Source organism: Pseudoalteromonas sp. APC 3358, assembly GCF_030408075.1.
In the GTDB taxonomy this organism is placed as follows: Bacteria; Pseudomonadota; Gammaproteobacteria; order Enterobacterales; family Alteromonadaceae; genus Pseudoalteromonas; species Pseudoalteromonas arctica.
Map to the genome: position 1 here is coordinate 410,116 of NZ_JASDCE010000002.1, position 9,679 is coordinate 419,794.

Annotated in this window: 7 protein-coding genes; 3 read left to right on the forward strand and 4 right to left on the reverse strand. The window is 38.5% G+C overall.

From position 1 onward, the window contains the following. Window positions 1–113: 113 nt before the first annotated feature. From QL995_RS04540 to QL995_RS04550, 3 genes are all read left to right on the forward strand, one after another. Window positions 114–572, forward strand: a complete 459-nt coding sequence (locus QL995_RS04540) for an LPP20 family lipoprotein (RefSeq protein ID WP_290293217.1) — start codon at window positions 114–116, stop codon at window positions 570–572. A gap of 147 nt (window positions 573–719) precedes the next feature. Beyond that, a complete protein-coding gene (locus tag QL995_RS04545) occupies window positions 720–1,427 on the forward strand; it encodes a transglutaminase-like cysteine peptidase (RefSeq protein WP_290293219.1) in 708 nt (235 codons plus the stop codon). Then, window positions 1,427–3,382, forward strand: a complete 1,956-nt coding sequence (locus tag QL995_RS04550) for a LapD/MoxY N-terminal periplasmic domain-containing protein (protein ID WP_197188904.1) — start codon at window positions 1,427–1,429, stop codon at window positions 3,380–3,382. Before QL995_RS04545 ends, QL995_RS04550 begins: the two co-directional genes overlap by 1 nt. A 22-nt stretch (window positions 3,383–3,404) precedes the next feature. On the opposite strand, the gene QL995_RS04555 is transcribed toward QL995_RS04550, so the two are convergent. The 4 genes from QL995_RS04555 to QL995_RS04570 form a co-directional block, all read right to left on the reverse strand. Beyond that, window positions 3,405–3,992: a response regulator transcription factor gene (locus QL995_RS04555; protein ID WP_010553236.1), complete on the reverse strand. Its 588-nt coding sequence runs from the start codon at window positions 3,990–3,992 to the stop codon at window positions 3,405–3,407. A 23-nt stretch (window positions 3,993–4,015) separates the two neighbouring features. Next, window positions 4,016–5,437 carry an HlyD family type I secretion periplasmic adaptor subunit gene (locus tag QL995_RS04560; protein ID WP_024608819.1) on the reverse strand — a complete coding sequence of 474 codons (1,422 nt, stop codon included), beginning with the start codon at window positions 5,435–5,437 and terminating at the stop codon, window positions 4,016–4,018. Beyond that, a complete protein-coding gene (locus QL995_RS04565) occupies window positions 5,434–7,572 on the reverse strand; it encodes a type I secretion system permease/ATPase (protein ID WP_290293226.1) in 2,139 nt (712 codons plus the stop codon). The genes QL995_RS04560 and QL995_RS04565 overlap by 4 nt, the downstream gene beginning before the upstream one ends. Window positions 7,573–7,692: 120 nt before the next feature. Beyond that, window positions 7,693–9,669 carry a TolC family outer membrane protein gene (locus tag QL995_RS04570; protein WP_290293228.1) on the reverse strand — a complete coding sequence of 659 codons (1,977 nt, stop codon included), beginning with the start codon at window positions 9,667–9,669 and terminating at the stop codon, window positions 7,693–7,695. Between the last annotated feature and the right edge of the window lie 10 nt (window positions 9,670–9,679).

Below are 9,679 nucleotides of genomic sequence, written 5' to 3' on the forward strand. Positions count from 1 at the left end.
TTAACTAGGTAGAGCAAGGACTGTACCAATGTTATTTGGTAATTATTAGTAATGCTATAAATGGCATTAAACGTGCATATGTACTGCTAATTACTATACAAGGGCTAGATGCTATGCGAGCAATTTCATTACTTATTACACTTGGGTGTTTAACCTTAGGTGGTTGTAGCAGCGTTTTTGATAAGCATGTTGAATATAAATATGTAGAGCCAAATAATTACCCCGTTTTAAAAGCGATAGGGTATGCACCTATTAGCTTGCAAAAAGGCGCTAACCTGTCGCAAAAGCAACTTATGGCCATTAAAGCTTCTAAGCTTGAGGCTTACCGCGAGCTTACTGAACAAGTATATGGGCAACAAATTACCGCAGGAACAACGGTGGAAGGTTCAATTGCTCAAGACGATTACCTAGAAAGTAAAGTGCAGGGGCTTATTAAAGGTGCACAAATAATTAAAACTTACGCAGTAGATGATACTTACGTGACCGAGCTTGAGCTTAATATGAAGCGTGTGCACGATTTATACATAGGTGAAGTAAAACCACGCGAAGTTAAAAAAGTAACTTATTACTAAATAACCCAGTTGATTAAAAAAGTTATTCAAAATATCTCATCCTCTTATATTGAGTGCTATGCTGTTGTTAGGATTAATTTTTAAGCAGATTGCGTAGTGCTCAACAGATGTATTTTATTGCCACTTATATTAACAGTGGCTCTGTAAATGGCGTTTAAGCCAACTCATTTAAATCCTAAATTATTTATATGGTGCAAAGCCAATTTGCGCTACCTATTACTGTTTTTTGTACTCTCCAGTGGTGTGCTTGCAAGCCGACTAACTATTCAATTTAATACATTTATTGAGCTGATGGGTCAAAAATATGGACCTGCGCGAGCGGCTGTTGCACGTAACTGGCAAAGTATGTTGGTACAAACTCAAAACAAACCAGAGCAACAACAAATTCTTATTGTTAATGATTTTTTTGCGCGTAATTTACGCTATCAAACTGATATTTTGCTATGGAAACAAAACGATTATTGGGCAACCCCTTTAGAAACGTTAGGCAAAGGCTTAGGTGATTGTGAAGATTACGCAATAGCAAAGTATATAAGCTTGAGAGCCCTAGGGGTGAGCGACGACAAGTTACGTCTTATTTATGTAAAAGCAAAAATTGCGGGCACTAACAAAACGCAAGCACATATGGTGTTAGGTTATTTTGCTACACCAAACGCTCAGCCACTTATTTTAGACAGTTTAATAACAAAGGTTTTACCTGCTGCAAAACGTGTAGATTTAAGCCCTGTTTTTAGCTTTAACAGCCAAGGTTTATGGGCTAATAATTCAACCAAAAGTGTAGCCAGCCCAACAGCAAGACTTTCACGCTGGCGTAAAATTTTGGAGCAGACAACCAAAGAAGGAGTTATGTGGTAATGGCATCATTTTCCTTATCTAAGTATCTTAAAAAACGAAAAATAACACTCAGGCAAGAGCTGTGGATTGCATTATTAATTGTTATTTTTGTAGGCTTTATAAGTAGTGTTTTAATTAGCACTAATTCGGCTAAAAGTTATTTTTCGACCCAGCTGTATTTAAAAAATGTAGATAACGCCAGTTCACTCGCGTTAATGATCAGCCAATTAGATAAAGACCCCGTTGAGCTTGAATTATTAGTATCGGCCACATTTGATACCGGTCACTATAAGCGAATAGAACTACAAAACCCTAATGGTGAGGTGATTGTTAAACGCACGTTTACCGATGAACTCGAAGCGACGGCTCCGCAGTGGTTTAGAGCAATGTATGGATTAAATGTACAGCCAGGGGTTGGGCAAGTAAATGATGGTTGGCAGCAGTTTGGTACTTTGTTTATAGAAAGCCACAGTCAATATGCTGAGCAAGCCTTATGGGAAAGTGCGCTTAAACTATTTTTTAGTTTTTTAATTGTCGCTTTTTTTGCTTGTATAGTTAGTGCTTACTTTTTAAGTAGGATATTAAAACCACTAGATGATGTTGTGTATCAGGCTAATGCATTTGGTGAAAAACGTTTTATTAAATCCACCGTCCCTCGTACATTTGAGTTTGCACGTTTAGTGCAATCAATGAACCAGTTATCTACCCGTTTTAGCCGTATTATTAAAGAAGATAATAAACGTTTAGAAGAGCTTAGATTTAAATCGCAACACGATGAGCTAACTGGTTTAGCAAATAGAGAATACTTTGGTGCAACGCTTGAGGCTCACTTACAAAAATCAAAAGATCATGCCCATGGTGCCTTGTTTTTATTTAGGGTTGTTAACCTCGATCGCGTAAGTGAGGAAGTGGGACGAGTAGAAATGGTTAACTTTCTACGTCGATTTTCACAGATGTTGGTTAGCTTCTTAGAAAGCAACCAAGAACACTTTTCTGAAAATTACATTGCACGTATTTCTCACAGCGATTTTACAGTTTTATTTAGTGATATTGATGATATTCAAGCAATCAGTGAACGTATTTTATTGATGCATCAATCGTTTGTTGAAGAGTATAAAAACGTTAAGCTAGCGATACCTCACAGCTGTACTTATATTCAAAAAGACGATACGCGATTTGATGTATTAAAGCGTGCGGATGAACTTTTAAAATCATCGGGTAAACGATCTGATGTACAAGCAAAAGTAGCTCAAATCAAGCAAGAAAGTGAGCTGTTTGATAATGCAACTAGTTGGCAAAATGCCATAGAAGAGGCACTCAACAATAATAATTTAGAAATAAATACTTACCCAGTAACGAGCTTTACGGGGCAGGTAATGCAAAATCAATTAGGGTTGAGCCTAAAGCTTGGTGGGCAAGTATACCGTGCTAGTTACTACTACCAGTGGGCTAACCGATTAAAGTTATTAGCGCGTTTAGATTGGGGTTTAATTAAGGCGTTGGTGGCTCATTATAGTATTGAGCCACCAAGTGAACTGATTTCGGTTGAATTATCTGCTCAAACGTTACTTGATGATGCTGCACTTGCTTCGATTCTTACGTACCTTTCGGCGTTTCCTGATTTAGCCTCTAAAATTTGTTTTGATATTCGTGAAAGTATTGCCGTTAGCGAAATTGAGATATTTAAAGATTTTTGTGAGCAGGCTCGATGTATGGGCGCTAAGGTAGCATTAAAACGTGTGGGCCCTGAATTTACTAAAATTAATAAAATTCAGGAATTTGGTCTTGAAATGATTAAGGTTGATAGCGTTTACGGACACAATATTAGTTACAGCCAAGATAACCAAACATTCCTGCGAGGAGTATGTACATTAGCGCATTCTATTGGCATTAAAGTGGTGGCTCAAGGTGTAACAAGCCAAGATGATATAGATACGCTTATTAACTTAGGTTTTGATGGGGTTATTAAAGAGTAAGTAATAGGCATTAACTGTGCGGTTAATGCCCTTTTACAACTAACATTAATTGAATGCGGTCGCGAACTTTTAGCTTATTAAATATAGAGCTCATATGCTCTTTAATTGTGCGTTCTGTAATATTTAAAGATTCTGCAGCTTGCTTATTAGTTGCACCTGTTACAACAATATCAACTACTTGACGTTCTCGCTTTGTGAGTACATCAAGCTCGCATGTGCTCGCATATTTAAACGGTGTATTTGATAAAGCTCCTACTAAGTTAGATAGTAATTGCCCTGGTAACCATATTCCGCCGGTACAAATTGTCTCAAGTACTTGTTCAATAATTACTTTAGTAGCAAGTGCTTCTACGTACCCCCTAGCTCCTGCTTCAAGCGCACTTCTTAGTTGATTTATTTCTAGTTCGTTGGTCATAACTATAACCAGTAAACGTTGCTGAGAATACTTTTTAACAAGCTCAAGCCAATTAGGTGTGCCGGCTAAAACCCAAATAATACTTGATGCCGTGACTCTGTGTGGTTCTTTTGTGAATATCAAACAACCAGGAAACGCTGTATGCCAGTGTTTCGATTCAAATTCAGGCTGTGTAATAAAAATACTTTGGCGCATTACTTCTCCATTTATAAAATGTTTTAACGCTCTGTCATTGCTTGCGATGTAGCTCTAAGAACTGGTTTTAAAATATACTCAAGTACGGTTTTTTTACCGGTAATAATATCCACTTGAGTGGTCATTCCTGGAATAATAGTCAGCTCTTTTGAAAAATTATTTTTGGTGGTTTTTAGCTGCACCAAATAAAAGGTATTCTCGCGGTCATCTGTAATTGTATCGGCACTTATATGTAATACTTCGGCTTCAAGGCCACCATATACGGCAAAGTCGTAGGCACTAAATTTTATCATTGCAGATTGCCCAGGGCGTAAAAATGCAATGTCTTTAGGCGGGATTTTTGCCTCTACTACAAGTTGATCGTCAAGCGGGACAATTTCCATAACATCACTACCTGGCTGTAAAATACCGCCAACAGTATTAACTAATAATCGTTGTACAGTGCCTTTAACAGGAGAGCGTATTTCAGTTTGAGTTACTTTATCGGCTAAGCCAGATTCAGTTTCTTTAATTGAATCTAGTCGCAGTAGCGCTTCGGAGAGTTCATTGTTCCAGCGGTTAATCATAACGAGCTCAACTTCGGTTACCTTATTTTTAGCTTCGTTAATGGCCGAAAGACTCCTATTTATAACTGCTTTGGTTCTGTTTATCTCGCCGTTTAAATCAACTATTTGACGCTCTAAACGAATAATATCTATATCCGAAATAGCACCGGTGCGTAACAATGGGCGGGTCACTTTAAGCTCCCTGTTTGTTAAGCGTAGCGCGCTGGTATGCTGCTGAAGTGCCGCTTTTGCTTCAATATAATCTTGGTGTCGCTGCTCTAGTTGGCGTTTGTGTATACTTACCTGTTGCTCCAACTCTTGGCTGTTACTCAAATAAAGAGAGCGTTCGTGTTGAACCACCTGAGGTGCATTTTTTATAACATCTTCGTTAAATACGAGCTCCTTTTTTTGAGTGAGCGCTCTGAGCCTCGCAACTTTTGCACTTAACGATTCAACCTTGGATTGATTTTCTCTAAAGCTAGAAATAAAGCGGGTAGGGTCTATTTTAATGAGTACATCCCCCTCGTTTACTATTTGGCCTTCTCGGACATTTATTTTTTCGACCATACCGCCGTCATAAGATTGAATAAGCTGTAATTTATTAGAGGGAATAACACGGCCCTCGCCACGAGCAACTTCATCCAAATTAGCAAAGCCAGACCACACAATAAGGCATATAAACGTTAAACAAATTAGATAAAGTAGTAACCTAGCGCTTGCTGGCTCTTGCTGCATTTTTTCCCACTGTGCATCTACTACCCAGTCTTGAGTATTTGGCGGTGAAATCCATCCTTTAAATAGTTTATTAAATACGGATGGCTTACCTTGTTTTCTTGCTTCTATTGCTTTGCTAACAGATTCAAAAGAGCGTTGTTCAAGTGGTTTTTTGTTATCACTCATGAGGCTTGCTCCACGGTTTTATTATTTAACGCCGCAATTACTTTTTGTTTTGGTCCATCAGCAACTACTTTTCCGTTATCTAAAACTATAATTCGGTCAACAAGCTCGAGTAATGATGAGCGGTGAGTCACTACAATTAGGGTTTTATTTTTAGAATAATTTTTTAAATTGTTAATAATTTTACTTTCACTATTGTGATCTAGCGATGAGGTTGGCTCATCTAGTAATAGTATTGGTGGGTCGTTAATTATGGCTCTTGCCATACCTACAGCTTGGCGTTGCCCTCCTGATAATTGGCGGCCTTGCTCGCCTACTTGTAAATCAAATCCGTCTGGGTGCGAATTAATTAAATCAAATAATTGGCTTCGCTCACAGGCTTCAATAATTTGCTCGTCTTTGGCATGCCAAGCGCTTATCGTAAGGTTGTCTTTTAAGGTCCCATAAAACAGGGCAACGGTTTGCGGTACATAACCAATATTATGGCGAAGCTCTGCAGGGTCAATTTGATGTATATCGTTATTGTCCATCAAAATTGCTCCTGAACAGGGTTCATATAGCCCTAAGATAAGCTTTTCTAATGTACTTTTACCTGAGCCATTACGTCCTAAAATTGCAACTTTTTCACCAGCTTTAATTTTAAAGCTAACGCCGTTGAGTGCATTATGAGATTCGTCAGAGTATTTAAAACATACATCTTTAAATTCTATATCGCCCTTTAAAATAGGGTGGCTTAACCAATGCTTACCAGGTGGGCGCTCGACCTCTTTTTCCATAATCTCATTTAGTGACTGCATTGCTATTGCGGCATGATGATATTGCGCTAAAACAGCGGCTGACTGCCCAATAGGGCCCATAGCACGAGATGATAATAAGTAGGCTGCAATTAATCCGCCTTGAGTTAGCTCACCTTCAATAACGAGGTGTACGCCTATTATCATTATTATCACGCCTACACATTGCTGTATCCACGATGCTGTATTTGATATGGAGCTTGAAACGAGTCGGCTTTGTGCGTTTACTTGCGCAATGTAAATGGTCGACTTTTCCCATACAGATTGTGTTTTACACTCTGAGTGAAAGCTTTTTACATCTTCAATGTTGGTTAAACTTTCTACTAATACTGCATTTCGCATTGAGCTTGCTTTCATTGTTTGCTCTGAAAGAGCTTCAAGTTTGCGGTGTGCGGCTATAGCGTAAGCTAATAATATAAGTGCGCCCGCTATAATGGGTAAACTTAGAGGTACGCCAATAATGGCGATAACAATTAAATATAAAACTACGAATGGTAAGTCGACTAATGCGACAAGCGTTATGGAGCTAAAAAAGTTACGTACAGCTTCAAATGATTGAATATTGCTAGCAAAGGAGCCAGCTGATGATGGACGGTTTTTTAGTTTCATACCTAATACCCGCTCCATAATTACAGCCGATACTTTGACATCTATTCTGCTTGCAGCAAGCTCTACAAAATAGCCTCTTACTAAGCGTAAAACAAAGTCAGCAGTGAGTGCTATTAAAATACCAATGGCAAGTACCCAAAGGGTTTCTGTTGCATGGTTAGGCACTACGCGGTCATATACGTTCATTACAAATAAAGGCATAGCAACCGACAAAAAGCCCAACGCAATAGCTGAAATAATTACGTCTTTATAAAGTGAGCGGCACTCTTTAATTACTCCCCAAAACCATCCGTCTTTTGATAGTTTTTCAAGTACAGGTGTTCGCTCATCAAATGCAAATTCTGGTTGTGCATAAATAATTAAACCAACACTGTTGCCTGCTAATTCATCAATGCTCTGTTCGATAACTGATTCGGTAAGCTCTGGGTAAATTACACTCACCAACTGCTTATCGTAATCAATAGAATTAATAACACAGGCTTGATTGTCTTTTAAAATTAAGATGGCAGGTAGCAGTGCTGTATTAATTTTTTGTAGTGGCTTATTAACTACTTTTGATTTAAAGCCAATGCGCTTTGCTGCGCGCGAAAAACCTGATGGAGTAAGATTTCCATCAGTTAGAGGAAGTCCATTTAATAGTGCTTCTCTTGAAAACTCTTTATCATGATGGCGACATAAAACTGCTAGGCAGTCAACGAGTATGCCACCATGATCAAGTACATCGTTTAATTCCATAAACCATCCAATGTTATGTAGAACTGCATGCGGTTGTTACTACTAAACCTAAACTCGAGAAATAAATTTAGCTTAAATATTTCAAGCCGAGTTTAGGCTATTTACATAACGTTAATTGACTTAGCTATCAGTAATTACAGCTTCGATACGTCGATTCGCAGCATTTGCTCTTACTGATATTTCGTTTACTCGAGGTTGATCAATACCGTACCCGAACGATTTAACACGTTTTGGTTTTATATCGAATTGTTTAATTAGAATTTCAGCAACGGCAAACGCACGTTTTTCAGATAGTTTGCGGTTATATGTTCGATCTCCATCTAGAGAAGCATGACCTTGTATTTCAACCTGCTTATTTGGGTTTTCTTTTAAAAAATCTGCAAGCCGACTAATTTCTTGAATATATTGAGACCTTACATCGCTTGAGTCAGCAGAAAAAGGGATACCAATCTCTATATTCGAGGTTGATGCGCTATAAATTGTACAGCCAGATAAATCAACATTAGTTGACAGTGGCGTACTCGGACAAGTGTCTTGCTCGTTTGGTACGCCGTCACCATCATCATCTAAAAAGCTACTTGGTGTAGTGTCGGTTTCCAACGGTATATCTAAGTACCTTGGCATAGCGGTTACACTCATGTAGGCATTATCTTGCTTCGCTTTTTTTTGTAGAAATGCCTTGCGGCTAAAGGTGGTTGCTACATCGTAACTCGGACAAATATTTTGTGCGTTATGCACAATAGGATCGTCAGTTAGCTCTTTTAATGTAGGGTATTTACCTGACATTACGTCAAGTGCTGGCAATAATTTCCCCATTTCTTTTAGCATAGTTAAAATAGCCGATTGGCGGTCGTAAAGCGCAACTATGTATGAACGTGTTGATTGGAACGATTCGTTTTCGGCATCAAGTACGTCTAGTAGAGTTCGTTGGCCTATATCAAATTGATCTTTATATGCAATTTTAACTTTAGTTGATGATTCGCGGTGTTGATTAAGCGCTGGCAACTTTTGCTCTAGTATAGTTACGTTGTAGTAGGCAATTTGCAGACTTTGACGAATATCAATACAGGCTTGATCTCGTTGATATTTTGCAATGTTTATATCTTGATAAGCTTGTTCTAAATTAGCGCTATCAAGACCACCGTTATACAAGTTATAACTAATATCTATGCCGACTCGCGCTTCTGTTCTGGTTTCATTTTGACCAAGCTCATCTCTATCTTGGCTACCGTAGCGGGCAGATAAATCTACGTTAGGATGAAAGGCCGCTTTTTGTGCTTTGGCGTTCGCTTTTTGCGCTTCAATATTATACAAAGAGGCATAAAATGAAGGGCTGTTTTTGTAGGCGACGTCTAGCGCTTGGTTAACCGAAATTGGTATATTGTTTTCATCAAGGTCAGCTTGCTTTATATCGTTCATAGGTAGCTCACCTACAACTCTTAGGTAGCGAGCGCTTACATCATGTAAATTTGAGTACTCCGTTAATACATTAGATTGCGCTAGAGATAAACGGCCACTAATTTGTTCTAGGTCTGCTGCGCGTGCTACACCGGCGCCTACGCTTTGCTCTATTTGTTGGTATACAGACTCGTGCTCTTGTAAATTAGCTTCTGCAAGTTGTACTAACTCTTTGAACTTTTGTACGTCAAGTAGTGCAATCGAGGCTTCAAGTGCTGTTTGTTCTGTTTGAGAAATAAGCTCAAAGTACCTAATAAGTTGAATACGTTTAAAACGGTCAACTGTATTAGATGTTCTAAAACCGTCATAAAGCATTTGAGTAACGCTTAATTCGGCTGTATTACGGTTATATTCTTCTTCAATACCGTAATTTCTTCTTTCATATCCTGCGCTCGCTGATACATCAACACTTGGTAAATAACCTGAACGGGCAGCATCCACTCCATAAATAGAAGATTTAAAAGCATGCCATGCTTCTTGTACTTCAGGATTGTTTTCAATCGCTTTACTTGAGACGTATGTAAGTGGCATTGCTGATTGTTCGTTTGCATGCACGTAGTTTGATAAAGTTACGGCTGTAATCGCTAATCCGATTAACATAGTCCCTTGATGCTTTTTAAAAGTGTTTTTTATAATCATTTCTTCCTCT

Coding starts and splice junctions, on each gene's coding strand:
- QL995_RS04560 (WP_024608819.1), bottom strand. CDS start 5,437: ATGAGTGATAACAAAAAACCACTTGAACAACGCTCTTTTGAATCTGTT.
- QL995_RS04570 (WP_290293228.1), bottom strand. CDS start 9,669: ATGATTATAAAAAACACTTTTAAAAAGCATCAAGGGACTATGTTAATC.
- QL995_RS04540 (WP_290293217.1), top strand. CDS start 114: ATGCGAGCAATTTCATTACTTATTACACTTGGGTGTTTAACCTTAGGT.
- QL995_RS04550 (WP_197188904.1), top strand. CDS start 1,427: ATGGCATCATTTTCCTTATCTAAGTATCTTAAAAAACGAAAAATAACA.
- QL995_RS04565 (WP_290293226.1), bottom strand. CDS start 7,572: ATGGAATTAAACGATGTACTTGATCATGGTGGCATACTCGTTGACTGC.
- QL995_RS04545 (WP_290293219.1), top strand. CDS start 720: ATGGCGTTTAAGCCAACTCATTTAAATCCTAAATTATTTATATGGTGC.
- QL995_RS04555 (WP_010553236.1), bottom strand. CDS start 3,992: ATGCGCCAAAGTATTTTTATTACACAGCCTGAATTTGAATCGAAACAC.